The 24555-nt window shown below is 50.0% G+C and carries 20 protein-coding genes and 1 pseudogene; 5 read left to right on the forward strand and 16 right to left on the reverse strand.

Annotated elements, in window-relative coordinates; genetic code table 11:
• Window positions 1-13 precede the first annotated feature (13 nt).
• Entirely contained in the window at window positions 14-2629 is a 2616-nt protein-coding gene (locus tag AC0YN3_RS22310) for an SLC13 family permease (RefSeq protein ID WP_475777154.1), read from the reverse strand.
• Window positions 2630-2830: 201 nt separating this feature from the next.
• On the opposite strand from AC0YN3_RS22310, the gene AC0YN3_RS22315 reads away from it, so the two are divergent.
• On the forward strand, window positions 2831-3253 hold the full coding sequence (locus tag AC0YN3_RS22315; protein WP_475777155.1) for a DUF4395 domain-containing protein: 423 nt from the start codon (window positions 2831-2833) through the stop codon (window positions 3251-3253).
• A gap of 57 nt (window positions 3254-3310) precedes the next feature.
• Here AC0YN3_RS22315 and AC0YN3_RS22320 read toward each other — a convergent pair whose 3' ends face one another.
• From AC0YN3_RS22320 to AC0YN3_RS22355, 8 genes are all read right to left on the reverse strand, one after another.
• Complete coding sequence (locus AC0YN3_RS22320; protein WP_475777156.1) at window positions 3311-4297, reverse strand: oxidoreductase; 987 nt, start codon at window positions 4295-4297, stop codon at window positions 3311-3313.
• Between the two features lie 171 nt (window positions 4298-4468).
• Window positions 4469-5770: a 6-phospho-beta-glucosidase gene (locus AC0YN3_RS22325; protein ID WP_475777157.1), complete on the reverse strand. Its 1302-nt coding sequence runs from the start codon at window positions 5768-5770 to the stop codon at window positions 4469-4471.
• Window positions 5755-6750: an N-acetylglucosamine kinase gene (locus AC0YN3_RS22330; RefSeq protein ID WP_475777158.1), complete on the reverse strand. Its 996-nt coding sequence runs from the start codon at window positions 6748-6750 to the stop codon at window positions 5755-5757. The genes AC0YN3_RS22325 and AC0YN3_RS22330 overlap by 16 nt, the downstream gene beginning before the upstream one ends.
• A gap of 154 nt (window positions 6751-6904) precedes the next feature.
• Window positions 6905-8551, reverse strand: a complete 1647-nt coding sequence (locus tag AC0YN3_RS22335; RefSeq protein ID WP_475777159.1) for an extracellular solute-binding protein — start codon at window positions 8549-8551, stop codon at window positions 6905-6907.
• A gap of 59 nt (window positions 8552-8610) precedes the next feature.
• Window positions 8611-9504: a carbohydrate ABC transporter permease gene (locus tag AC0YN3_RS22340; protein WP_475777160.1), complete on the reverse strand. Its 894-nt coding sequence runs from the start codon at window positions 9502-9504 to the stop codon at window positions 8611-8613.
• 22 nt (window positions 9505-9526) lie between these two features.
• A complete protein-coding gene (locus AC0YN3_RS22345) occupies window positions 9527-10480 on the reverse strand; it encodes an ABC transporter permease (protein WP_475777161.1) in 954 nt (317 codons plus the stop codon).
• 129 nt (window positions 10481-10609) lie between these two features.
• Entirely contained in the window at window positions 10610-11485 is an 876-nt protein-coding gene (locus AC0YN3_RS22350; RefSeq protein ID WP_475777162.1) for a helix-turn-helix domain-containing protein, read from the reverse strand.
• Window positions 11486-11700: 215 nt separating this feature from the next.
• The gene (locus tag AC0YN3_RS22355; protein ID WP_475777163.1) at window positions 11701-12519 is read right to left on the reverse strand and encodes a protein-glutamine gamma-glutamyltransferase; all 819 of its coding nucleotides are present in this window, start codon (window positions 12517-12519) and stop codon (window positions 11701-11703) included.
• Between the two features lie 442 nt (window positions 12520-12961).
• Here AC0YN3_RS22355 and AC0YN3_RS22360 point away from each other — a divergent pair, with 442 nt between their 5' ends.
• A complete protein-coding gene (locus AC0YN3_RS22360) occupies window positions 12962-15121 on the forward strand; it encodes an ABC transporter transmembrane domain-containing protein (protein WP_475777164.1) in 2160 nt (719 codons plus the stop codon).
• A gap of 323 nt (window positions 15122-15444) precedes the next feature.
• Here AC0YN3_RS22360 and AC0YN3_RS22365 read toward each other — a convergent pair whose 3' ends face one another.
• From AC0YN3_RS22365 to AC0YN3_RS22385, 5 genes and pseudogenes are all read right to left on the reverse strand, one after another.
• Window positions 15445-15828, reverse strand: coding sequence for a GNAT family N-acetyltransferase (locus tag AC0YN3_RS22365; protein WP_475777165.1), 384 nt, complete (start codon window positions 15826-15828; stop codon window positions 15445-15447).
• Window positions 15829-15946: 118 nt separating this feature from the next.
• Window positions 15947-16141: pseudogene (locus AC0YN3_RS22370) on the reverse strand (AraC family transcriptional regulator); the annotation flags it as partial.
• A gap of 44 nt (window positions 16142-16185) precedes the next feature.
• On the reverse strand, window positions 16186-17427 hold the full coding sequence (locus tag AC0YN3_RS22375; protein WP_475777166.1) for an ABC transporter permease: 1242 nt from the start codon (window positions 17425-17427) through the stop codon (window positions 16186-16188).
• Window positions 17428-17440: 13 nt separating this feature from the next.
• Window positions 17441-18175, reverse strand: a complete 735-nt coding sequence (locus AC0YN3_RS22380; protein WP_475777167.1) for an ABC transporter ATP-binding protein — start codon at window positions 18173-18175, stop codon at window positions 17441-17443.
• A 174-nt stretch (window positions 18176-18349) separates the two neighbouring features.
• The gene (locus AC0YN3_RS22385; protein ID WP_475777168.1) at window positions 18350-19129 is read right to left on the reverse strand and encodes a Cof-type HAD-IIB family hydrolase; all 780 of its coding nucleotides are present in this window, start codon (window positions 19127-19129) and stop codon (window positions 18350-18352) included.
• A gap of 311 nt (window positions 19130-19440) precedes the next feature.
• On the opposite strand from AC0YN3_RS22385, the gene AC0YN3_RS22390 reads away from it, so the two are divergent.
• From AC0YN3_RS22390 to AC0YN3_RS22400, 3 genes are read left to right on the forward strand one after another with little or no spacing between them, the layout of a single operon-like run.
• Window positions 19441-20265, forward strand: a complete 825-nt coding sequence (locus tag AC0YN3_RS22390; RefSeq protein WP_475777169.1) for a hypothetical protein — start codon at window positions 19441-19443, stop codon at window positions 20263-20265.
• 58 nt (window positions 20266-20323) lie between these two features.
• Window positions 20324-20884: an RNA polymerase sigma factor gene (locus AC0YN3_RS22395; protein WP_475777170.1), complete on the forward strand. Its 561-nt coding sequence runs from the start codon at window positions 20324-20326 to the stop codon at window positions 20882-20884.
• Window positions 20877-21836 (forward strand): hypothetical protein, encoded by a 960-nt coding sequence (locus tag AC0YN3_RS22400; protein ID WP_475777171.1) that lies wholly within the window; start codon window positions 20877-20879, stop codon window positions 21834-21836. The genes AC0YN3_RS22395 and AC0YN3_RS22400 overlap by 8 nt, the downstream gene beginning before the upstream one ends.
• Window positions 21837-21901: 65 nt before the next feature.
• Here the strand turns inward: AC0YN3_RS22400 and AC0YN3_RS22405 are convergent, their stop codons facing one another.
• Both AC0YN3_RS22405 and AC0YN3_RS22410 read right to left on the reverse strand, forming a co-directional pair.
• The gene (locus AC0YN3_RS22405; RefSeq protein ID WP_475777172.1) at window positions 21902-22723 is read right to left on the reverse strand and encodes a methyl-accepting chemotaxis protein; all 822 of its coding nucleotides are present in this window, start codon (window positions 22721-22723) and stop codon (window positions 21902-21904) included.
• A gap of 163 nt (window positions 22724-22886) precedes the next feature.
• Window positions 22887-24527 carry an ATP-binding protein gene (locus tag AC0YN3_RS22410; protein ID WP_475777173.1) on the reverse strand — a complete coding sequence of 547 codons (1641 nt, stop codon included), beginning with the start codon at window positions 24525-24527 and terminating at the stop codon, window positions 22887-22889.
• Window positions 24528-24555 lie beyond the last annotated feature (28 nt).

Here is a 24555-nt window from a genome sequence, read left to right on the forward strand (position 1 = left end):
TCCCTCCTTGCCGCTACGAAATAAGATCAAGCCACTTCCAATAAGGCACGCTGAGAGCCGCAGCCAGCAGCACTGCCAGCCCATACCATAAAGCAACCTTCTGTGCCTGCCGGTGCGAGAACGCTTTTCCCTCCGCGCTGTAATAAGCCGTTAAATACGTCGGAGACTGATAAGCAAAGAAAAACGGGTCGGTTGCGAGCAATATTACGAATACAAGCACCCACGGATGGATGCCAACCATTTCTCCCAAAGGGACTAACGCCGTTACCAATAGAATAACTGCCGGATCGTCGCGAATGACGAACGTTATAGCAAAGGAAACCAGAATAACCGCTGCAATAAATAAAGCCGGATTGTCCATAAAAACGGACATATGCTCGCCAAGGAATCCAGATAGAAGCTCAGCGATGCCAAGCTGTCCAGCAACCCCCGCAAAGCTGAATGCCGCGCCTAGAAAGAGCAGGAATGTCCAATCGATACCCGTCGCTATCGTTTGCTTATCCAGCACGCCGCTAGCCACTAGCACTGCGAAGCCAAGCAGCATAATCCAAGTGCCGTCCATGCCATGCAACGGCTGAAGAACCATAAGCCCAATACAGCTTATCACCGTCCACATGGACACCCGCTCATCCTTCGTAAGCGGCCCCAGCACGCGCAGCTGCTCACTTAACACCTCACCCGTAACAAGCTTGGCAGGCTCCAGCTTGCGGAACATGAAGAGAAGAACGGCAAGCATAAAGACGCCGAACACGATAAAAGCAGGCAGAGCATAGAGCAGCCATTGCAGCCAGGATATCCCTTTGTCCGACGCCGCAAGGCCATAGGCCATTACATTCGTATAGGAGCCCGTCATGACAAAGGGAGCAGTGAATCCAAAGAAGATCATAGCAACGAGCCCAAGCCCCGCGGCTCCTTTGCTTTTCTCGCCATAACCGAGCGACTCCGCAAGCGTCTGTGCCATCGGTACGCCGATCGAAGCTTTGGCGGAAGAGGAAGGAAGCATAGGATTCAGCAGCACGCCCCCAGCAACGATGCCCCAGAGCTGGCCGCGGTAGCTGGCCGGAAACCGTTTGAGCGCATGCAGCGCAAAGCGGTAGGATATGCCTGACTTTGTAATGACCGCACTGATCGCCATGATGAAAATCATGAACAGCCACGAGCTTGAGCCAAAGCCGGATAACGCTACCTCAGGCGAGGCCACCCCGCCCAGCACCCATAACATAATCATGCCGAGAGCCACTACATAATCGGGCAAGACCGGCACGATCCACATCACGACTGCCGCTATTGCAATGCCAATAAAGCGCATTCCAGCTTCGGATAATCCGCCAACCGGCTCAAGCATATAAGACAAAACAATGCATAGAATCGATAGGATTACGGCTGCCGCCTCTGCGGCGCGATTGCCCTTGAGCAGCCTTCCAGCACCTTGAACGAGCAGGTCGCTGCGCCTTTTCGCGAGCTTTTGCTTAGCTAGCCCGTATGCCCGGTCCGCGTTCAGCCCTCCGCCTTTCGACGACAGCGTGCCCGCTAGCGTGTCAGCAAGCTGCAAATACTCCAGCGCTTGATTATTTCTGCCCGCCGCCCTGCAAAGCTCAGTTCCGCGCTCATACAGAAATAACAGTTCCTGCGGCCGGAAGGCATGCCTATGACCTAATGCCGCCTCTACGGCGGACAAGCCCGTCTCAGGAGCGTTTCTTTCGCAATATGGCAAAAAATGCTGGAGAACAGGATAGTTAACGGCTAACAAATCTCTTGGGCAGCGGTTAATGGTGCGAAATAGATCCGTTTTCTGTTGGTCTGTCACATTGCCCGCTACCCGTGCATATGTATCTAGGGCTACGGGCCAATTCCCCTTGTCTCCCTGTACGATAATAAAAGCGGCCCAGTCATTCCTTGCTACATACCAAGACACAGCCTTGTCTACCCAAGAAGCCATTTCTTCATATCCGTAGCGTTCCTTGCTAATATCGTTCAACACAGGCTTAAGTCCGCTCGTTAGGGTAAGCCATTCTGATGTTCTTGGATGGTCTTGAAAGCATTGCTCTAGGAAGGGATTGTGCAAAAGTTCGTTGTCTATTGAAAATTGGAAGGTATGCTCGGCAAGCTCTCTGTTAACAAGCGGAACGTGCGCGCACCACAGCAGAAACCGTGATGTCCGTTCCCGCATTTGGCTAAGCTCATGGAGAATGCGTTCGGTTTCGCTCTTCTTCGCGGCTTGCAGTCTGCCGTTTGTCGAAATTAATCGCTGCGAGAGCAGTTTAATGAAATAGGCGGAAAAAACGGAATTCTCCGCGACTAATCGCTCGAACATGAAGCCGTCAATGACATAAAGCACGGATTGCTCCGCAGTTACGGCTTCCGCGGACCTAGCTTCACCGGTAAGGAGCGCCATCTCTCCGACGACCTCGCCAGCTCCGAGTACGGCAAGGGATCTCCTCACCTGCCCATCCGCATGAGAGAAAAGCTCGATCGATCCGCTTTCTACAATATACATGCAATCGCCAGGGTCGCCTTGGCGGAACAACCTCGTACCGCTGGCAACTTCCCGTTTCTCCATCATGCCGGGAAGCTTCGCCAGCTCCATATTGGATAATCCTTTAAACATATCAATACCTGTAAGATTCACCTATTAATCTACCTCATATCAGCTAAACTAGTTCTTTAGTTTCACAAGGTCTATTATATATGAATAGCGAAAATAATGGATAGTTGTCGAAAGTTATCAAAAAATATTTTTTATTAAATGTCTCGAAATATCTGTTGCTAAATGCTCAGCCATTCACTACTATGAAATTAAACAAATCCAATAAGGAAAGTTGGTATTTAGATGAAAGAAATTCCGATTCCTTACGTCCGCAGCAACCAGACGGGCATCGTTATCTTTCTGCTGATTGCAATCGGACTGCAGCTGCCTTGGCTCATAGCGGTCTTGTTTATTATCCAAATCATTGGCCTTCTTGCCGGCCCGAAAGCAAATGCATTCATTCTAGCAGCCCGCCCTTTCCTAACTCGCTTTTTGCCTACAGCGCAGACAGAAGCAGCCGAGCTGCAGCGCTTCAACAACTCGCTCGGCGTTAGCTTCCTTACCTTGTCGCTGCTTAGCTTTGCATTCGGCTGGACTGCAGCCGGTTATATTTTCGCCGGGATGATGGGCGCTGCGGCTCTTGCAGCCATTCTCGGCTATTGCATCGGCTGCACGATTTACTTCCAGTACAAGCAATTTCGCGCGCGACGCTTAAAACGAAGCTAACGCCGCCCGAACCGCTGCCCTAGATGCCGCAAATCCATATGGCCCGATGCCTCTCCGCTACAGCTTAATAATCGCCCTGCCGCTGGACTGTCCAGCCAGCAGGGCATCGACTTGAGCGTTCACCTGCTCCAGCCCGATTTCCGTGAATAGCCCACCCAGCACGCTTGGCTTATATTCGCCCGCAAGCAGTTCCCAAACCTTGCGCCTCTTATCCATGGCAGCCATAACCGAATCAATCCCGATTAATCGAACCGCCCTAATAATGAACGGAAATACGGTTGCAGGCAGCCCGGAGCCTCCGGTCAAGCCGCTCGCCGCGACAACGCCGCCGTATTTCATTTGGGACAGAAGCACTGCCAGCGTCTCACCGCCGACGCAATCAATCGCTCCCGCCCATTGCTGCTTGTCCAGCGCCCGCTTCGCGCCTGTCCCAAACTCCTCACGCGTAAGAATACGCTTCACGCCTAGCTCTTGCAGATAGGTATGCTTATCCGCTTTGCCGGTGCTTGCAGCTACCTCGTATCCGAGCTTGGCCGCAATGGCGGCTGCGACGCTCCCTACTCCGCCCGTCGCTCCCGTTACCAGAATAGCGCCATCCTCTGGACGAACGCCGTTTTGCTGCAGCTCGTATACCGACAAGGCTGCCGTAAAACCCGCCGTCCCCAGTATCATTGCTTCTTTCATCGACAAATTATCAGGCAGCTTTACCGCCCACTCAGCAGGCACCCTTGCGTATTCGCTGTATCCGCCGTAATGGCTGACTCCAAGACCATAACCGGTTACTATAATTTGTTCGCCAGGCCGGAATCCGTCGTCTTCGCTTGCGACAACCGTACCCGCAAGGTCAATGCCCGGCACGAAGGGATAGCTCTTCACAACGCCTCCGCCCGCCATGCACGCCAGCGCATCCTTGTAGTTTACGCTTGAATACGCCACTCGTATGAGCAGCTCGCCTTCAGGCAGGTCCTTAACCTCCAACCGCTTGATTCCGGCAGCAACTTTGCCATCTATTTGATCGATTACTAACGCTTTGAAACCAGACATGCGCATTCCTCCATCCGACTATTCAGAGAGCTTCCACCGAGCCGTTTACTCACCCTCGTTCTCCTCTACACTAGCAGTTTTCATAGTGAAATGCGACTTGCCGGCTAAGCATGCAAAAGGATGCCGCAGCCGATTGGCAGCGAGCATCCCTAACATGCGTCATTCTATTATTTAGCGAAAAAACTGCGGTAAATAAGCCTTGTTCCGCTCCAGCATCTCATCAAGCATAAGCTGGGCGTCATTCGTTGAATCCACTAGCGGATGATGCGCAAGCGCCAGCAGCGCAGTGTCCCTATTGCCCGTAACGGCCGCCTCTATGGCAAGCTGCTCATACACCTTGACCGCATGGATTAGCCCCTTGGCAGCGGCAGGCACGATCGCTACCTTCTGCGGAATCGGTCCATTCTTGGTTACGATGCAATTCACCTCGATGCATGCGTCATCCGGAAGAAAATCAAGCACGCCTTGGTTCGGAACGTTCAACGTTTGAATATCGCCGCTGTCATTGTACAGCGAGTTCATCAACTTAACCGCCGCCTCGGAATAATAAGCCCCGCCGCGCTGTTCAAGCTGCTTCGGCTTTTCCGACAAGTCCGGGTCCTTGTATATGTCAAACAGCTCGTCCTCAAGCCGCTGGACGGTCTCCGCACGCGTCTCCCCCTTGGCAGCCGCAGCCTGCTGCTCGGCCAATATTTCGCGCTTTAGGTAAAAATATTTCAGGTAATACGAAGGAATCGCTCCCAGCGAACGAAGCAAGCTGCCGTTCCATGCGTATTGCGGTACGTTTTTGGCCGAATAGCCGTCCTCGTTGTTCAACAGCTCCTCCAGCTTGGATTCTCCGTTTACCGTAATGGTGCTGATCCAATGCAGGTGGTTAAGGCCCGCAAACTCGCAATATATGTTTTCGATCGGTACTTTGTACACGTTTTTCAGCCATTTGTATGCCGCAATGGGAGAGTTGCATAAACCGACCGACTTAATCTTCGCATGCTTGTGGATCGCTTCCGTAACCATACCGGCTGGATTCGTGAAATTAAGCAGCCACGCATCCGGGCAAAGCTCCTCCATGTCCTTGCAAATCTCAAGCAGGACGGGAATCGTGCGCAGCGCCTTCATCATGCCTCCGGCACCTGTCGTCTCTTGTCCGATCATCTTGTACTTCAGCGGAATCGACTCGTCCCAGCCTCGTGCCTCCAGCCTTCCGACGCGCATTTGCGTCGTGACGAAATCGGCGCCCGCGAGCACCGATCGCCGGTCCAGCGTCAGATTCAGCTTAATGGGCAACCCTGATTTCTCAATCATGCGAATGGCCAACTGCCCTACGATCGCCAGCTTATTGCGGCCCGCTTCAATATCAACCAGCACAATCTCCGTAACCGGAAAGGTTTCATGGTTCAAGATGAAGCCTTCAATTAATTCCGGCGTATAGGATGACCCGCCGCCGATTACAACTACTTTTAGTCCAGCACCCATTCTAGAGGAGCCTCCTTTACGGCCAGATACTTGTACAAGCTTGCGTATACAGATTCTTCTATAGCGGGAGCCGTTTTTTCCATAGCTAATAATATCGCGCCTGCCGCAGGCTCCATCGCCAATACGGACAAGCTGCAATTCGGAGCTGCCTGCCGTACAGTTCGTTCAATAAAAGGAGCAATATAACGGCTGTCGCCCCGAGTGAGCACACTGCCAACCATTACAAGATCAAATACGTCATTCTGCATGCTTAGCTTTCGAATAACGGCACCGGCTGCCAAGCCGAGCTCCTCGCCCTGCCGTTGTAAAATCTTGCAGGCAACTGCATCGCCTTGCTCAGCCGCTTCAAATAACAGCTTCGCAAGCATATGGGGAATGCTTCTGCTTTCATCGAGGAAGTCATGGAACATAAGCTCTACCGATGCATAATTCAGCATGTGCAGCGTTAAATCCGTAAGCAGCGTCTCCCGCTCCCGGCCTTCCCACGCCCGAATAACCGAGCGAAATACTTCTACCGCAAGATTGCTGCCCCCGCCAAAATCACCATAGGCATAACCAAAACCGCCGCACTGCACGTGATCGCCACGCTTGTTGATGCCGTAGCTGTTCGTGCCGCTTCCGCAAATGACGACAACGCCATCAGGCTGCTTCGTTCCAGCCCTTAAACCGATAACCGTATCGCATACAATGTCATGGTGCGCAAAGCCTAGCTGAGCGATCATCGGCCGCAAAACCGTAAAATCCGCCTCGCGATCCGCTCCCGCCAGCCCAAATACCGCATAGGCAATGTCCGGCTTTGCAATCGCAGCCTGCCGCAATGCCTGCATCACAGCAGCTTTGATATTTCCTTTTGCCAGCTCCACGCCTAATTGATGATTGCCGCAGCCGCTCTCGCCAAGGCCGATGACGCGCCCGGTCTGATCCGTCACAACAGCAATCGTCTTGCTCCCTCCGCCATCAACACCCAAATAATATGTCAAATATAATCGCTCCCATGTGAATGCTTGGTTTAGGAGACTGCGCATACTCCCCTTGCAGGGAGCACGCCTTGCAGGAGCAATTCCCGCAAAGCGCGCAGCCTCCAAACCGTTGCAGCAGATTGCATTTAGCGCGTAGCGCTGACTGCTCGTTTGTTTATTTCAGCTTGCTTACATTCTCTTGCCACTTCTCGGTTTTGTATTTCAATAGCCGCTCATAGCCCGCTTTTTGCGCATCTGCTTCAGCCTTGTCCAATATGCTCGCCACTTCTTCATCCGATGCTGCGTTCATAATGGCTTTAGCTCTCGCTTTCTCGTAAATATCATGCACGCTTTGGGCTACGATGCCTTCGTCGGTATCTCCCGCCGGATCCAGGTTAACGAATTCCGTCGTATTGTACTGCGTCTTCCACGTTATTTCCGATTGCCAGTACGTTTCCCAGCTGCGTTTCTCCGCAGGAAGCGTGGATTCGAATTTCATTTTGGAATTATCCACATAAACGGTATTCCCATTCCATTGGAAATTGACGGTAGCTGCCATAAGCGCTTCGCGCCCTTCAATGTCCGATGTGAATTTTTCAGTGAATAACGGAACTTCGTCCGCATCCGCTCCGTCCCAATACAGACCTTCAGGTCCCCACATAATGGTACGTTGGCCTTCCGGGCCCGTGAACCAATCCAAAAACGCGAAGATAGCTTCCGGATCTTTGGCCGCTTTCGTAATCACGCTCACGTTCCAACCAAGCTGCTTGTAATCGCCCGGGAAAATTTTATTTTTGTCGAGACCCGCTTTATGAACCGGCCATACCATGATGTAGCCTGCGCTTGGATCTGCCGCTTTCAGCAGCGCATTCCCCTTCGCACCGAACTCCGTCGGGCTGGAAGCAGCGTACACCGCGATTTTGCCCGTTACGACCTTCTGTTCAACCTGCTCCAGCTTTTGCGTGAAGGAATCTTGCGAGATTAGCTTCTCGCGGTACAGCTTGCTGGCATATTGAATGGATTCGCGGTAGACGGGATCCGTGAAGATTGAGCTTAGCGTATCGCCGTTCGGCACGGCCTTCATCGCATTATACGTATAAGGACGGTTCTCGCCGAACGCCGACACCAATATATCGATACCTGATGCGCTTTGTCCTACTTCAAGCGGAACGACATCCGGGTATTTCCCCTTAACCTGTGTCAAATATGCATACAGGTCATCCGTTGTTTCGAGACTAGGAGAGCCAAGTTCCTCGTAAATCTTCTTGTTTACCAAGTATCCGGCGTTGCCGTTCGGCTGCGTTGTGTACCAGTTCGGAAATTGGTACAGCTTGCCGTCAGGTGAGCGCAGCATGTCCAGCGTCGCTTCTCCCGCCCATTTTTTCAAATTCGGGTATTTATCCAAGTAGTCATCAAACGGAACCAGCAGCCCTTCGGAACGAAGCTTCTCCACATCCGCGTCGCGCTCCATCCAGATTACGTCAGGAAGCTCCTGCGAGACGATCATCGTGTTCAGCTTCTGCTTCGCGGCACCGCCAGAGCTAACCGGAACCACGTTTACTTTTTTATTGTCTTGAATCCACTTGGTAGCTAGATCCTCGCCCCAAGGCGGCATCGTGTACCAGTCATAATGTCCGTAAAAAGAGAATTCGAGCGGCTGCTCACCCAAAACATATGCGGCAGCGGTGGACTCAGGGGCATTGCTCTCTCCCTCCCCCGATTCTGAATTTGCCTCCTTATTGCTTGCGCACCCCGTTAATACCAGACCCAAGACAACCGTGACTGACAATGCCGCTTGAAACGCTTTACTGAATTTAGTCATCGCTCAAACTCCCTTCCGCCTATTTATCTATGGTTAAAGCTAACGCCTTGAACCCGTGGTTATTCCTTCAAGGAACCGATAAGAACGCCTTTTACGAAATACTTTTGCACAAAAGGATACACGCATAGGATAGGGACAGTCGCCACCATCATCGTAGCCATCGACAGCGACTTCGTCGTAACAGCTCGCATCGAGCTCATTCGGCCCTGCGCCGCAGAATCCATCTGAGACATCTGCTCGAGCATAATATTGGAGTTCAATATTTGTTGCAGCTTGGTCTGAATGGGAAGCAAATCGACGTTGGAAATGTACAGGCTCGGCGAGAACCAGTCATTCCAGTGGTACACCGCCGTGAATAAGGAAAGCGTCGCAATAACAGGCCCCGATAGGGGGAAAATAATCCGGAACAGGATGCCCCAATTGCTGGAGCCGTCAATCTGGGCCGATTCCTCAAGACCGCCGGGAATGCCCATGAAGAAGGTCCGGAATATAATCATGTTCCACACGCTGATTATCCCGGGGATAACCATAACCCAGAACGAATTCATCAGATCAAGCTCACGAATGAGCAGATAGCTCGGGATCAATCCACCGCTGAAATACATCGTCAATATGCAAAAGACCATATAGAATTTTTTGCCGATCAGATTTTTCTTCGTCATGCCGTATGCGAAGATCGCCGTGGCCGCAATCGACAAGACCGTTCCGACAACCGTCCGAAGCACCGAGATGATGAAGCCGTTGACCAGGCGCTTGTCCTTGAAAACCACCTCATAGTTGTCCAAGGAGAACACCCGCGGCCAGAAGGTAATGCCACCGAGCATCGTGTCGGTTCCCGCGTTAAACGAAATAACCGCAGCGTTCCAGAAGGGATAGAAGGCAGTAAAGCCGAGTATAAACAATAGAAGATAGTTGACCGTTACAAAGGTTTTATCGCCAAAGGATAATTTCATCGCTGCGCCTCCCTTTCTCTCTTTACCACAAGCTGTTGCCCGACCTGCGAGCCATATAGTTCGCGCCTGCCAGCAAGCCTACGCTGATTACGGCTTTGAACAGACCGGCGGCTGTCGCATAGGAGAATCGGGAATTTTGGATACCCACCCGGTATACATAAGTATCGATAACGTCGCTCACGTCACGCAGCACGGGATTTCCCGCCAGAAGCAAGATGTCCTCGAAGCCGGCATTCAGCAGATTGCCGATCGCTAGGATGGAGAAGACGACGACGACCGGCAGAATGGACGGAATCGTAATCGAGAAAATCTGCCTTACCCTGCTCGCCCCGTCTATAGAGGCCGCCTCGTACAAATGTGGATTAATGCCGGCTATCGCAGCCAAGTACACGATGGAAGCAAATCCAATCTCCTTCCAAACGCCGGTTGTGACGAGTATGGCCCAGAAATATTCGGGTAAGGATAGGAAGTTAATCGGCTCCTTAATGAGATGCAGCGACTCCAGCAGAATATTCAAGCTACCGTTATCCGTGGAGAGCATCGAGACGACGAAGCCGGATACGATAACCCAGGATAGAAAATGCGGCAAATAGCTGATGGTCTGAACGATCCGTTTAAAGGTACGGTTATGAACCTCGTTCAGCATAAGCGCGAGCAGGATCGGCGCCGGGAAACCTATGCCAAGCTTGAGCAGGCTAATGATCAAGGTATTCCGCATAACCGTCCAAAACTCAGGGGCATTGAAGAACATTTCGAAATGCTTGAAGCCTACCCAAGGACTGTTCAGGAAACCTTTGAAAATGCTGTAATCTTGAAAAGCCATCAGCACGCCGTACATCGGAATGTAGCTGAATACAAAAATGAAGAGCAGCGCGGGAATGACCATTAGTTGAATATCCCATTGCTTAATGAATCGTTTCGCAAGCCCTGGCTGCTTGAACACATGCTGCGGTTTTCTAATTTCAGTATCGAGCATGGTACCCCTCCTTTTGTATGTTAGGTTTAATTACTCATCGTGTCATGTTTTACTATATCCTCATTCTACCGTGCTGACTGACCGCATTCTCCTCTTAAACGATTGATAACTGGCACTATCTTACTGTTTTCATCCCGTGCGGCTTCTTGAGATTTTGGGAGAGGAGCCAATATGCTTTTTAAATAACCGATTAAAGTTGGACAAGCTTCGAAACCCGCATTCCATGGCAATGTCCGTAATTTTCATGTCGCTGGTCTCAAGCAGCGTGACCGCATGCTCCAGACGGATATGGATCAAGTAAAGCAGAGGCGGTGTGCCTACGGCCCGCCGGAACAAATCACTGAACCTCGAAGGACTTAGATAGACAAGCCCTGCCAGCTCTTCCAACGTCCACGGATAAGCGAAACTTTGCTCCATATCGTAGATGACCTTGCGCATTTTCTCCAGCTGCCTCGCACCCATGCTATCCTTCTCCTTGCCTACTCCCTCCCTGCGAAAATAACGATTCACGCAAGCCAGGAAACGGAGCATATTGGCGAATACAATCGATCCGTATGAGGCTTCACCTTTGAGATGCTCATCTTGAAGCTCCTTAAGCAGCCCTCTAAGCTCATCGATATGAGGCTCGTTCCGATCGAGCAGGTTCGTGAAATGAACGCCCATATCCTTGAAGGGGCACAGGATCTCAGGATCATAACGGAGTGAGTTCATGAACCAACTGGCATCAAAGGAAATGACCTGCATGACCAGATCCTTCGTCTCGTATGCGCAGTGGAGATCATTCGAATTAATGAGAAGAATGTCCCCTTCTTGAAATTCGAACGTTTGGCCGTTGATGATGTAATAGCCCGTGCCGGATTTGATCCAATTAATCTCAAGCACATCATGCCAGTGAAGCTTCTGATAATACGCAGTAACACCTATCGTATCCACCACCTGGATCGGATAATGCTTGGCCAAAGCAAGCTTTTCTCTCGGAATATCCGAGCCCCGCACAACGGTCATAACAACCTCTCCTTTAATCAAAATTATCTAACTTATTACAAATACATAACACAAACATCACGCATTATTCGTTGTATTTCTTTTCTTCCGTTCATATTACCTCATCTTATGTCAAATATCCTTACACAATATTCGGTTATTTCCGCAAAAAAACGCCTTCCCCTGTGTTTATCAGGAAAAGACGCTTCCGTCCTTTAGCTTTCATGACGCAGTCATTAGTATCTAATGGCGCCTAATCCGATTCTGCCTGCAATTCCCGTGTACTCGGGCTGACCACCCTCATCCCACCAGGCATCCCGAACGGATAAGCCCCGCAAATACTCAAAATCGGGGTATACGACCAAATCCTGCAAATAAGCAGAAATGGTACTGTTCTCTTTTCGCATGCGATTCAACGCTTGAATGATGTCTTGGCCCGTTTCAATGCCAATCCCATGTCCGAAATAGAGATTATCGTCCAGCATGACGACGTTCTCGCCCTGCCACTCAGGCGTCTCCGGATCATGCTCCGGGTTTTTGAAATATAGTACGTCACCGGGATAAGCTTCGTTTTTGTTATAGGCGGTTATCAAGCTTAAATCGCGGTCATACTGCCAGTCTCTCAAAAACAGGTTTTTAAAGTAAGCATTAAACACGGCATCGCCAACCGTATCAAGCACCGCTTTGTACAAAATAATGATGATTGCACCGGCGCATTCAAATCCGTATAAATGCCCGTTCTCGAATATATCGTTAATGCCTACGGACGGCAGAACGCCTCCTTTCAATTGAAAGCCTCCGTTTTCCGTACGCGTCCAGTACTGTTCGTTGCACTTTGATCCGGCAAAGGTCGCGAAGCTTACGCCGCTGGCATAGAGCGCTTTGGCCGCCTCTACGATATGCGTTCGCATCTTCAGCTCGAACTCCAAGGCTTCCACTGAAGGATAGCGATATACGACCTGGCTTTGCCGCTTATCCTGCAATATTTTCCGCTCCAGCTCCGTTAGCGTCAGCGGATTCATGGAGAACATTTGATTGCCCGCAACAAGTATCATCCTTATGCTCCTCCTTCTCACTCATCATGTACCTGGGTTATTGTACGTGTGAAAATGATTTTTGTGAGTCGTGATCGAACGCTTCTGCCTGTCGCGTAAAGCGTCATGCCCGCTTCGTTTTCTGTCGAATCCGCGTTTCATCTTCTGTTGTTTGTCTGACCGTGTTATAATTTGTCCACATCCCCAATGAAAGGTAATCCTATTGATGAGCAACTATTTCTCGGTAAGTTCCACGGTTAACTATCAGGAAACCTATATCAGCTTTTTGCTTGGGCATTTTGAGCAATGAAACCTCCCTTATTTCTTTCAGACCTCTCTCAGCTATATTTTCAGAGTACGGCGAAATCGAGGAATATCGGATGGACTATGCCAGCTGGCATGCCGCCGTTATGAGGTATCCTCATGAAATATACTATTAAGCTCAGAAGGAGCAGACCTTAACATGATGCTTACCGTTTTGAAATACATGGCAAGCTGCATGCGTGCTTATAAATCGCTAGCCGCATTGTTTTTCACTCTGCTGCTGCTCGACCTCGCTTTTATTTCTCTTGCCCCTTTAAGCTTCCAGCTGCTTATTGATCGGGCTATTCTACCGAAGGACATGAATGCTTTTACGCTCATTCTAACGGTACTTGCCGTCAGCGGCGTCCTGTGTTTAAGCGCAGGCGTGGTCAGCGACCGCGTTCTCGCCAAGCTGAGCGCGCATATCCAGCAGGATATGCGGAAGCGTCTTTTCGAGCATATGCAGCAGGTTAATATGGGTTTCTTCGAGAAAAAGCGGTCAAGCGAGCTGCTTTCTTATTTCACCGTAGATTTGCCTTCGATTGAAAGGGCTATGAACGCCATATTGACCGTTGGCATGCAGTCCGTTACGGTCGTATCTATCAGTACAATCGTCTTATTCTATTTGCAATGGAGCATGGCGCTGGTCATCGTCCTGGGTGCCGCTATTATATTTGCGGGCCCGTACCTGCTAGGCGGCCGTGCCGAGGCCATCAACGTTAGCCACAAGGAACAGCTGGACCTATTGCTCGGCGATATCCAAGAAAACATTAAAGCACAGAAGGTGATTAAGGGGTTCAATCTACAGCAGGCGATGACGGACAAGTTCGCCAAACGGCTGCAAGCGATGTTTTTGATCCATTATCGAAAAAACATCATTGGCTCACAATTAAAACGCTTGCCTATGTTTAGTCTGCTACTTGTTAATTTGTCGATTATCGGCTTCGGCTCCTACTTAGCGCTTCGCGGACATATTACGCTAGGAGCCTTGGTGGCTTTTTTCACTATGTACACGTCAATGGGCAACTCAGTATTCAACTTAACCTTTATCAACCCGGTATTCACGGATGCATCCGTCAGCATAGACCGAATGAACAGCCTTCTCCATGCCCCCAAAGAATCGTCAGGCAGCCTCTCATTACCAGCTGGAACCGATTCAAAACCGGAGATTCGGTTCTCCAATGTTTCATTTCGGTATAACGAGGAGCAGGAGGCGCTCAAACGGATCGACCTGCGCATTGCCGCAGGCACGACTGCCGCATTCGTAGGGTCAAGCGGTTCAGGCAAAAGCACGCTCGTCCAATTGGTGCTGGGCTTCTATCAACCAAGCTCCGGCCACATCGAAATTAGCGGAATTCCGATGCATGATATAGACCTGGGCTCCTACCGGGAGCAGATTGGCTCCGTATTCCAAGAAAACTTTCTGTTTCGTGGAACAATTCTAGACAATATTCGCATTAGTAAGCCGAGCGCCACTAAGGAAGAGGTCATCGAAGCAGCTAAAAAAGCGGAAATTCACGTGTACATCATGACCCTCTCCGGTGGCTATGAGACCATGGTGCAGGATGAAGGCTCCAACTTCTCCGGAGGCCAGCGGCAAAGGCTCGCCATTGCCCGCGCCATTTTGAAAAACCCGCAAATCCTGCTGCTGGACGAAGCCACGTCGGCGCTGGATCCGATATCCGAGGCTTCCATCAATCGAACCTTTAAGGAGCTTGCGCAAAACCGAACAGTCATTACGGTTACCCACCGCCTTGCTTCCATCACCCACGCTAACCGGATTTACGTATTCGATAAAGGCGAGTTAGTAGGCAGCGGCACGCACCATGAGTTGCTGGCAGCAGGCGGCTATTATAAGGAGCTTTGGGACAAGCAGAACGGCATGCAGGTTTCAAGCAATGGGCAGGAAGCCGATATTAACGAGGAAAGACTTGCGAAGCTGCCATTCTTTCATGGCGTGGATACGGAGATTTTGAAGGAAATACGCAGTCTCTTCAATACAGAGAGCTTCGCCGCGAAGCAGCAGGTTATTCAAGCCGGCGAGCAGGGCGAAAAGTTTTATTTAATTGCGCGGGGCCGTGTCGAGGTATCTCGCAAAAATACGAACGTCGAAGGCGGAAAACAGCATCTTGCGATCCTGGAGGACGGCGACCATTTCGGCGAAATCGCGCTGCTTAACAACGTGCCGCGGACGGCTGACATAACAACCTTAACCACCTGCGTGTTTCTGACGCTGCAGCGGAAAGGGCTTCATTACGTGCTGTCAAGACATCCGGAAATCAATGACCGCGTAAGAAAAACGCTGCGGGAACGTAAGTAATGGAAGTTGGCATAAACCATGTCTGCGCAATTGCACGTCTGTCAAACGAATGCCGACCTTGCGGAATTTCTCCGTTACTTCATTAAGAATCGTTCTGAATTCAGCAATAGCTTCTCGTTATCAGACACGTCGCTGCATGCGCTCGAGTCCTTGGAGCAATCGAAGATTATGCTCTCGAAGCTATGCCTATTTAAATAAACTATAATCCATATTCGCCGAGGGTATCGGATAAACAAACGGCGGCAAGTAAATCCGGCATTGGCGCAAAAAAGAGCGCCGCAGACTACTCGTCCACGGCGCTCTTTTTTTTGTGTGAGCACGTATTATTTCCTCATATTTCCGCCAGCCGTACCCGCGCCGCTTGAGCTGTACGGATCCGAATACTCCGTATTTGTTCTCTCCCACACATCCGCGTAAGAGGGATGCTTCTTGAATTGCGCAAGCGCATAAGAGCAAGAAGGCACTATTTTACGTCCCTTCTCCCTGGCCTCCTCGACCACGAAATCAAGAAGCTGCTTCCCTAACTCTCGGCCGCGGTATTCTCCATCCACATGCGTATGGTCGATTACCCAAGTGTCCACGTCAACCATCGTGAACGTAATTTCGCCAATCGTACCCTTCGTCGTGGTTAATACATAGCTGTTCCCTTGCTTTTGCGCATATATTTCCTCTTCAACCGCTCCGTACAAATCCTTATCCGTACTCATATCTGCTTGCACCTCCTGGGAATAGTCATGAACCCTCTTCCGGTCAAGCTGCGGGTCTACATCTTCTTACCCCAACGGGCAAGCTCTGAACCTCAGGAGTGTTTCACAAGCTTTGCTACATGGCGGCAATTTCAGGATTCACGCCTTCAAAAACTATGGCAACACGCTTCTTCAAACCGACAATGCGGAATGCCTCTTTTTCTACAATCCGATAGTTCAATGGAATGCCTCCTTTAATAGATAAATGAAAGGGTATCCGCGGATAGGCTTTCAATAAATGGCTGTCGCTCCTTGCTTCCGATGAAGCTGCACCGGATGCAGGGAGTCCAACGATTAGTGATTGCTTTTGCAGGGTATCTATTCAGCGGCATTCATTTTCGCCTTGTTATGGTCGTATAGGCTAATGGTGGTCCAAAGGGCTGCGCATAGCAATACGGCTGCAAGAATGCCGATGATTCCCGCAAGCTTATAACCGGCAATAGCCGACCAGACGAGCATTAGCGGAAGCAGCAGCCAAAACCGGGATAGTATGGCGGCGCTGCGAGCGTCTGTCTTCGACCACGGAAATTGCGCGATAAAGGCTTCTGAAAACCATTGCTTCCATTGCATGTGCAGCCAAGACATCCCGATTGCAGTAAGAGCCGCAACGAGAAACAAAGCAATCGGGCCGGGCACAAGCGATACGGCATAGGTTGCAGCCGACATAAAGCCAAGCCATACGCGAATATGCGCCATACCGCGCAGGAAGGCTTTTATTCTCAGCTCTGCCAGCATCGTTGCTGCATCCGACTTGCGGAATAGACGCTGTGAGGTGCGAAACAGATAGGGCCGTTTGAGGCGGACAACCGGCTTTGACTCAATAACTTGGCTCATGAGCAGCTCCGTGCTTCGCAGACGCGCCGCATTCTCCGTCTTCACCTCAGCTTCGAATTGTATGGGCGTTCTCCATCCTGCCCATAGGAGAACGAGCATCATGATCGCTGCCGCTGAAAGAGAAAGACCTAAGAAGCCTTCATTTCTCTCCCATCTCAACATGGGCATCAAATATAGAGCGCCAAAACAAAGAAATCCGAATATTTCAAACGCCCACTTGCGCCGACCCTTCAGCTTGCCGTTCGCCAGCTGAATGCCAAGTGCAAGCACCATACCCATTACGATCGTGAAGCCATAAGCGAGCAACAGCTGTAACCAAGACATCGACTCTGCATGCCTTAGAAAGGGCAGCAGCAGCAAATACGGCAGCGCAACCGTGATTGCTTTCTTAATCAGCGTAAAACCGATTCCGCAGCGCTTGATGCTTTGCAGCCACTCCGGACGCTGCAGCAGGAATAACCTGTCTGCCTCCTCGACGAATATGCGGATCTGACCCATGAACAGAACCATTAACAATGCTATCGGATATAACGTCGCCCAAGGCAGCTTCATCGCCCACTCCGGCATATCCATTAATACTTCACGGTATAGACCGCCCCCAATAAATAAGCCGGGCAGAAGCAAGTACAGCCACACCGTCCAATCCAGTACGCTGCTCCATGCGCGAAGCTGGTCTCTCTGGTTGCGTTTCAGCCTGATCCAAAATAATTGGCGAGGCGTTACCATGCCATTCCTCCCCCTATGTCAATGCGTGGAAGCATTCGAACAACGTCGCTTCCTTCGCACAGCCCGCATCGTTTCTTACATCATCCAAAGAGCCCCGCGCCACGACCGAACCATTGTTTATCAGTACAAAGCCGGTACAGATACGCTCTGCGGTATCCAGAACATGCGTCGACATAAGAACTCCCGCTCCACGCTCCCGTTCTCCCTCAAGCAGCTTTAGGAAATCCGTCGTTGCGCGCGGATCCAGCCCGACAAAAGGCTCGTCCACGATATACACATCCGGCTCGAGTAGAAAGGCGATAATCAGCATGAGCTTTTGCTGCATGCCCTTGGAGAAATGCGACGGATAATGATGCTTTTCCTCCGTCAGCCTGAAACGCTCCAGAAGCTCCTCTGCTCTGGCGGCAAACTGCCGCTCCTCGATCTCGAATGCCGATGCAGCCAAATGCAGATGCTCCCACAACGTCATATACTCATAAAAAATCGGCTGCTCCGGCACATAAGCGTACCGTTTATTTTTACCTCCGAGCACGATTTCCCCATTCACGTAAGCCATTAAGCCAAGTATCGTTTTGATTGTCGTGCTCTTGCCCGCTCCGTTTGGTCCAATGAGCCCAACCAGCTCTCCCGGCGCAACCTCCAGCACAATCTGGCGGATTGTCGGCTTATCCTCTTCGTATCCAGCTTCCTTTATCGCTGCCCGCAGCACATAATTCCCGTTCTCCATCAGTTGCTGACCGCCTCTCATGATCGAATCATCCGTATGCTTCTACGATTCAATCGCCATCAATGTTCCAGCTATTCATGACCAAAGCACGTCCAATAGCCAGCCGGTTTTGAAAAAAGCCGATACCGCAGCATGCGATACCAGCTTCTTTCGACATTTAACTTTTGCACAAATACACACAAACCATATTACGGCTTAGCGCTCTAATAGTCCTGCTTCCACCAAGCCGTTGCGAATGCCCTGTTCATCAACATGCGTCGTCACGTAATCCGCAAACGGAAGCAACTCGGGATGGGAATTGCCCATGGCAACGCCGAAACCCACCGTCTCGAGCATCTCTTTATCATTAAGGCCGTCGCCAAAAGCAACCGCATCGGCCGCCGTTAAGCCGAGCTTGTCCAGCAGCGCTTCAATGCCCTGCGCTTTCGATCCGCCAGCCGGAAGCACGTCAATGGCCTGCGGATGCCAGCGAATCAGCTTCAGCTCCGAATGCAAGCCGTCATAGAGATGCTCCTCATGGCTTTCACAGTGAAGGAACACTTGATAAATGCCGTCTGTTTTCCAGAACTCCGGGTTGTAGCCCGGAAGGTCAACCTTCAAGGAATTAACCGAATCAATAATAAAAGGATGGTCCTCCTTATCGGCAAAGAAGTTATGCTCGCCTTCGAAGACAAGTCCGTGATTATGCTCGGCTGCAACCTTTACGAGCGCCTCCAACCGATGTTTTTCGATTTCTCGTTTATAGAGTGGCACGCCTTTATAGACGACATAGCCGCCATTCAAGCATACGAAAGATTCAATGCCAAGCTGCTCCGCAAGCGGTTTAATGAAATAAGGAGCACGACCGGTCGCAATAACCGGTTCTACCCCGCTTTCCTTCAGCTCCGCAATCGCTTTAATGGTATCCGCCGGTATTTCCTTCTGTTCGTTGATTAACGTGCCATCGATGTCAAAAAACACAATTTTATAAGCCATTGTTATTTCTCTCCTGTCCCTTGCTGCAGACGTCTGCCGCCTGTCCTTTTCTAATAGTATAAAGAATCAGGCTCCGAAAAGAAATCATTGCGGCCTCATTGATCAAAATTGATCATCCGTAATCGAAAATACCGCTTTTCTTATAGGCCATTCGGTGCTTGACTGCAATTGAAGGCTTCCTGTATATTAATGGAAGCAACATAATAAGAACGGCTTACGATGGAAGCACCCGTAAGAGATGGCGTTTAACGCCTATCTTGCTGGTGCTTTTTTTGCGTTGTTCGCCACAATTAAAGGAGGCTTCATTATTCATGAAAACCGTTCCAAAGCTTACCGCATTCTGGCTTGCTGTCATGCTCCTGCTCGCAAGCCCAATCGCCGTTTTCGCCGCGTCTTTCGAGTTCAGCGTCACCGCCAAGACTGCTTTCGACAAAATGAGGGGAGCAGCGGATAAGACGACCGCAGCCAAGCTGTCCGCTCAATACTCGGAGCTGCAAAGTACGCAGAAGCTGCTTATCGACTGGGATACCCGCATCGATAAGCTTCATTACCAGAACGAGGAAGCCGTACTCGCAACGCGTAAAGGCATCAAGGAAATAGACGCGGACAAGCTCCTGAAGCTTGAATCGGCTGTCGTGCAGGCAAAGAAGAAATATGAACCTTTATTCCAGCTTTATGATTCATTAAACCAGCAGCTCAGCATTGCGAAGTCATTCAAAGACAAGCTTTCCATAAGCATATTGAAGCCGCAGGTTGAGACCGCTAAGGCGGCCGTGCAGCTTGCGAAGCTGGACATCCGCAGCAAGGAGGCCACGCTTAAATCAGCCAAGGCAAACACGGCCAGTACGATAAAAAAGCTGCGGAATCAGCTTAGCGGCATCGATCCCCTGAAGGTGAAAATAAAAGCTGCCAAAAGCGCCGTCAGCACCGTTAAAAAACAATTTTCCACCGAGACATCCCTTCTGAATCAAGCCGTAAAAAAAGGCGATGCAGCAGGTACATCAAATTCCCTTGCCCGAATGCTAGCTTATATCAAACAAATCAACGAACAAAAGCAAAAAACCTATTCGTATGAGCAGCAAACGATGGCAATCATCGCAAAGGTGGATGCTCAAATTGTATCGTTAAAAAAATAATGAGCTGAAACGGGAACCTTTTGTCTCCAATGCGGTCTAATGGACAGAGGTGAACGCATTGGAGGATCGATTGGATTACTTGAAATATTTGGCGCCAGGCTATGACAGGGCTGCCGTACTGCGGGATTTGATGGAAACGTTCGGTCACGACGTATGGAGCTTCGCCTTCTTTTTAACCCATAAATCGGACGCCGCAGACGATATCTCGCAAGAAGTATTCTTGGCGGCATTCAACGGGTTATATGGCTTTCGCGGCGAGTGTACGATTAAAAGCTGGCTGCTTACCATAACGCGGAATAAAGCGCTGCATTATTTGCAAAGTGCCTTTATCCGCAAAGTAACCCTTACCGATCGATTGATTAGGGGCGTCTCGCCAGCGGCAGAACAGATCGTATTTGACCGTCTGGATAACCGTGACCTATGGGATACGGTTATGCGGCTGCCTCGCAAATACAGGGAAGTACTGGTGCTAGACTACCATTATGGCCTTAAAGTGAAAGAAATAGCACAATTAATCCGTATTTCGGAAGGTACCGTTAAAACAAGAGCGCATCGGGCAAAGAAGTTAATGAGCAAACTGCTGACCCGTAATGATGAGGAGGCGTTAGGTTATGAGTGAAGAAAGGCCGACCTGGGCAAAGCAAATGGAGAACTCGCCTTTCCGCAGCAGCCCATTCTCAGCGGAGCTGAAGCAGCAGGTGCTCAAGCGCGCCAAAGCCACCCGCCGTACGCTCAAGCTCCCCCGTATAGCAGTCATCATTATTATACCGTTAGCATTCGTAATTCTCCTGGTCGGTTTGTCCAACCAACTGAATTGGACTTTGCCTTCCCGTACTCCGTATATGGGCAATCAGCCAAATGCGGCAGATATGGAACGAACGGCCTATTATAAACAGGATCGGTTATTATTCACCGTTTATCCGCAGTCTGATGTCAGGGCTGGGGTAATGGCAGGTTATATCTTTCACTTCGAAGAGCCAATAGATACCTTTAAGGGGAAAACCATGGCGATTCAAGCGCAGCATATGAGATCGGGTCAGCGGGAAACCATTTCATTGGGTGAGATTGCGGGACCAAGCAGCGGTTATGAGACCCTTGAGCGCCTGACCGCGCGTTTTGCGCTGCCGCTCGGAGGGGCTTGGACATTGGAGGTACTGCTAGATGATCAAAAGTATGGCAATGTGGTGCTTTCCTTGCTCGACCCTTCGTGGACAATCAGTCCCGATTTCCGATCCGGTTCCTATTTGATGCGTGGCATTAGCAATCAAGTCGGCTTCATAAATGCCGGGTTCCTGGCTGGGAAAGCGCAAAAGTACATGTGGCATTTCTGGGGAAGCGACAAGCAATTAAACGGTCCATTCGACGTCAAAGCCGTGAAAGAAGGCTCTGATCGTATCATCGACGTATTCTCCACCAATCCGCTGCTCTCATCGAACGCATTGGGCGGCGAGTTAAACGGAGCTGACCGGCACGCCGTTACGTCTATGAAATTGCCGGAAAAAGGGGTTTGGCGATTGCTGCCTTATGTACGCGGGCGATTATTGGATACCATTGTTGTAGAAGTAAAATGATCGATAACGAGCCATAAAGACCGGTTGACCGGACCTTATGGCTCGTTAACGTTACGCGTATTTCGCTATAATTTATTCGCGAACTCGGTTAGCTTTTCGGACATTTTTTTTATTTCTTCGATAAAGGTAGAGGTATGCTGAACCGAATCCGCCTGTTCTTGGCCAATCGCCGCTATTTTTTCTATGGAAATAGCCATTTGGCTCGTAACGTCCTTGATTTGCAGCATCGTTTCATTTATGTTTTGGGTCGATGCTACGGTTTCCTTTGAGAATCTCCGTATTTCTTTGGCAACGACCTCGAAGCCTCTTCCTTTCTCCCCCGCATGCGCTGCTTCTATGGCGGCGTTTAGCCCGAGTAGATTCGTCTGGTCAGCCACTCTTTTAATAATGGATAAAACTTCGGTTGAATCTTCTACGTCTTTGCCAGCCTGGTGAGATTGAACAAGCAGCTGCTTAGAGAAACCCGCAAGCGATTGCGAGCCATTAGAGATGCTGCTGATTTGCTCATTAGCTTGCGATAGCGAGGCTGCAATCTGCTCTGCAATGGCTTTTAGTTCACTTTGCCTCCGAATTTGAACAGCTATACCGCCTATGACATGGCCGGCCTCATCATGAAGAGGCGTTGCCGTTCCCGTGAACTCGTAACCATAGAAGCTCGCAGGTACATCCGATCTTAGCGCCCGGTTGTCCCGCAAGGCTAAGAAAAGCGGCTCCTCCTTATGCAAAAGCTGTCCTTCTTTAATGTTTAAATTAATGGTTTCTCCGGGGAAATACGCAACAAACCGTTCCAAATCACATATCGCTATTGATAAATCAGCCGGTATCGCTGATTTGATAATAGGAATGAACGAGACAAGCTTGTCCAAAGAATCAATGTTATTGTTCACAGTAATCATGTCTCCATTTCTCTAATCCCTTTTAAAAGCAAAACCATGCTCGTCCGACGTTTCCGTCTTTAGTAACCATCGTACTTTAAATACGCAAGAAAAGAAAAAGCCAAGCGAAGAACAGGAGCAATCCCTGTCTTTCATTCGGCTAATAATAAAAGAATCATTCATACGTTTTGGGCAGCCAAATCTCAACGGTGGTGCCTGTTCCAAGCTCGCTGGAAACGACCAGCCGACCATCATGCGAGGAAATGATTTTGTCTACGATCATCATGCCAAGCCCGTTCCCGTCGCGGCGAGTCGTATGGAATGGCTGTCCGATGCGACGCTTGACCTCATCCGTCATGCCTACGCCATTATCCTTGAACAGGACCCTTTGATAAGAATCGACGATATCCAATTGAATGCTTACCTCTCCTCCGAAAGGCAAAGCTTCCATGGCGTTTTTCAAAATGTTCAAAAACACCTGCTTGATCTGATCCCGGTCGCAGTGAACGATTGCCATTTCTTTATATTCGGTCCGAATAATAATGCCATTCATCTCGAACTGCATTTCGAATACGGATAGAACCTCCTGCAAAATATCGGCGCATTGCTCTTCTTTATATTGGAGCGCCTGCGGCCTCCCCAAAATTAAAAACTCGCCCACGATCGCGTTCATGCGATCGAGCTCGGACATCATCACATTGTAATAGTGGGGGTTCGTTGTTTTGCTCGATAGCTGCAGCATTCCTTTAACCGTCGTCATCGGATTGCGAATTTCATGCGCAATGCTTACGGCAAGCTGGCCTGCGAATCCCAGCTTCTCGCTATTTCGCAGCAGTTCTTCTGCCACCTTCATCTCGGTAATATCCCTTAGGCTTCCGACAACCCGTATGAGCTCATTCTCTTTGTCATAAATCGGTACGACATCGAGCATATAGTAATGGTGCCCATCTTCAATCTTGACCGAAACCTCTATGCCTACGCAGGTCTCGCCATGCAGGATAAACCGTTCGAAATAAGGTCCGATCATTTTCAAATCAAAAACTTTCTCCCCTACGCACCTACGGTTGTCATTGCTCACTTTATTTAATATGAAGGTGCTGTAATCGTTTATTTCTAGTATGGTGCCAAGCGCATCCGTAATAATGACACCGTAATAGTTCGTATCCAGCAGCACTTGATTCAGAATCTGCAGCTGCGTGTTATGCTTACGGAGCAGAAGCTCGCGCTCGATCGAATCAACAATGGTGCATAATAAGGCTAGCAAATGCGGATGCGCGGAATGGGTATCCGTCATAATCGAGAGCGTTCCCAGCAGTTGGCCGTTATCCTCCAAATGGAAAGGTGCCGTATAGCAAGCTAGCTGGTGGAGAACATGATGATAATGATCCTCCCCCTTAAGCTCAATCGGGCTATTGCTGCGCAGGGACATATCGATCGCGTTTGGCCCGAGCTCCTCGCAGAAGCGCACGCCCTCGGTAATTCCCAATTGGCGGGCCGTGTTTATGATTGCGGGATTGCCCCTGAACTCAAGAATATGTCCTTGATGATCGGTTATCGCAGCGAAAAAAGGATCCTCCGCGACAGAGGACAAAAATTTATCTACGAATACGCTTATGACTTCGATAATGTCCTTGTAGTGGTTTTGCTGACTTGCCAGCGCTTCGCTTGAAAGCCATTCAGTATATATAGGTAGCTCATCCGGATTCAGGCCTCGCAACCGACATTGTTTATGTGCTTCTGCTATCATATCGTTTTTTATCATGTTGTTGTACCAATTAACCTTTCCGGGATGGCTTGTTTCCATATTGTTGGACATTATCCTTTATTCTAGCTGTAAGGCTCAC

The sequence above is a fragment of the Paenibacillus sp. J22R232 genome, assembly GCF_056269165.1.

Bases quoted from the DNA above. Each gene is read 5' to 3' on its own strand.
- AC0YN3_RS22315 (WP_475777155.1), top strand. From the start codon at position 2,831: ATGAAAGAAATTCCGATTCCTTACGTCCGCAGCAACCAGACGGGCATC.
- AC0YN3_RS22320 (WP_475777156.1), bottom strand. From the start codon at position 4,297: ATGTCTGGTTTCAAAGCGTTAGTAATCGATCAAATAGATGGCAAAGTT.
- AC0YN3_RS22325 (WP_475777157.1), bottom strand. From the start codon at position 5,770: ATGGGTGCTGGACTAAAAGTAGTTGTAATCGGCGGCGGGTCATCCTAT.
- AC0YN3_RS22335 (WP_475777159.1), bottom strand. From the start codon at position 8,551: ATGACTAAATTCAGTAAAGCGTTTCAAGCGGCATTGTCAGTCACGGTT.
- AC0YN3_RS22340 (WP_475777160.1), bottom strand. From the start codon at position 9,504: ATGAAATTATCCTTTGGCGATAAAACCTTTGTAACGGTCAACTATCTT.
- AC0YN3_RS22345 (WP_475777161.1), bottom strand. From the start codon at position 10,480: ATGCTCGATACTGAAATTAGAAAACCGCAGCATGTGTTCAAGCAGCCA.
- AC0YN3_RS22350 (WP_475777162.1), bottom strand. From the start codon at position 11,485: ATGACCGTTGTGCGGGGCTCGGATATTCCGAGAGAAAAGCTTGCTTTG.
- AC0YN3_RS22355 (WP_475777163.1), bottom strand. From the start codon at position 12,519: ATGATACTTGTTGCGGGCAATCAAATGTTCTCCATGAATCCGCTGACG.
- AC0YN3_RS22360 (WP_475777164.1), top strand. From the start codon at position 12,962: ATGATGCTTACCGTTTTGAAATACATGGCAAGCTGCATGCGTGCTTAT.
- AC0YN3_RS22365 (WP_475777165.1), bottom strand. From the start codon at position 15,828: ATGAGTACGGATAAGGATTTGTACGGAGCGGTTGAAGAGGAAATATAT.
- AC0YN3_RS22375 (WP_475777166.1), bottom strand. From the start codon at position 17,427: ATGGTAACGCCTCGCCAATTATTTTGGATCAGGCTGAAACGCAACCAG.
- AC0YN3_RS22380 (WP_475777167.1), bottom strand. From the start codon at position 18,175: ATGAGAGGCGGTCAGCAACTGATGGAGAACGGGAATTATGTGCTGCGG.
- AC0YN3_RS22385 (WP_475777168.1), bottom strand. From the start codon at position 19,129: ATGGCTTATAAAATTGTGTTTTTTGACATCGATGGCACGTTAATCAAC.
- AC0YN3_RS22390 (WP_475777169.1), top strand. From the start codon at position 19,441: ATGAAAACCGTTCCAAAGCTTACCGCATTCTGGCTTGCTGTCATGCTC.
- AC0YN3_RS22400 (WP_475777171.1), top strand. From the start codon at position 20,877: ATGAGTGAAGAAAGGCCGACCTGGGCAAAGCAAATGGAGAACTCGCCT.
- AC0YN3_RS22410 (WP_475777173.1), bottom strand. From the start codon at position 24,527: ATGTCCAACAATATGGAAACAAGCCATCCCGGAAAGGTTAATTGGTAC.